This is a genomic window from Paenibacillus camelliae (assembly GCF_023715345.1).
Lineage (GTDB): Bacteria > Bacillota > Bacilli > Paenibacillales > Paenibacillaceae > Pristimantibacillus > Pristimantibacillus camelliae.
The window spans coordinates 1-334 of the sequence record NZ_JAMBNY010000069.1; the positions used below are offsets into that span (position 1 = coordinate 1).

Sequence of the window (334 nt, forward strand, 5' to 3'; positions counted from 1 at the left end):
GCTGCTCGGCTTTGTTGGCCGGAAGATGATTATATCATCGTCTAACCTCGCCTTGCAACAGGTATTTACTACCATCTGAAGAATCATTGATCCTTCAAAACTGACAACGAGTGAGCGAACAACTGCCTAAAGTGTTTCGCAGAAACACACTTCGAAAGCATAATCTCTGCTGGAGAACTTACATCCGAAGATCTAAGCTCTCCTGATCCTCAAGGGATCTTATGATCTTCTACTCGGAAGATCGTGTTCTCTTAGAAAGGAGGTGATCCAGCCGCACCTTCCGATACGGCTACCTTGTTACGACTTCACCCCAATCATCTACCCCACCTTCGAC

General features: G+C 46.4%; 1 rRNA gene. It reads right to left on the reverse strand.

The window, feature by feature from the left end:
* Positions 1-255 precede the first annotated feature (255 nt).
* Positions 256-334 (reverse strand): 16S ribosomal RNA (locus M3180_RS22440); the annotation flags it as partial.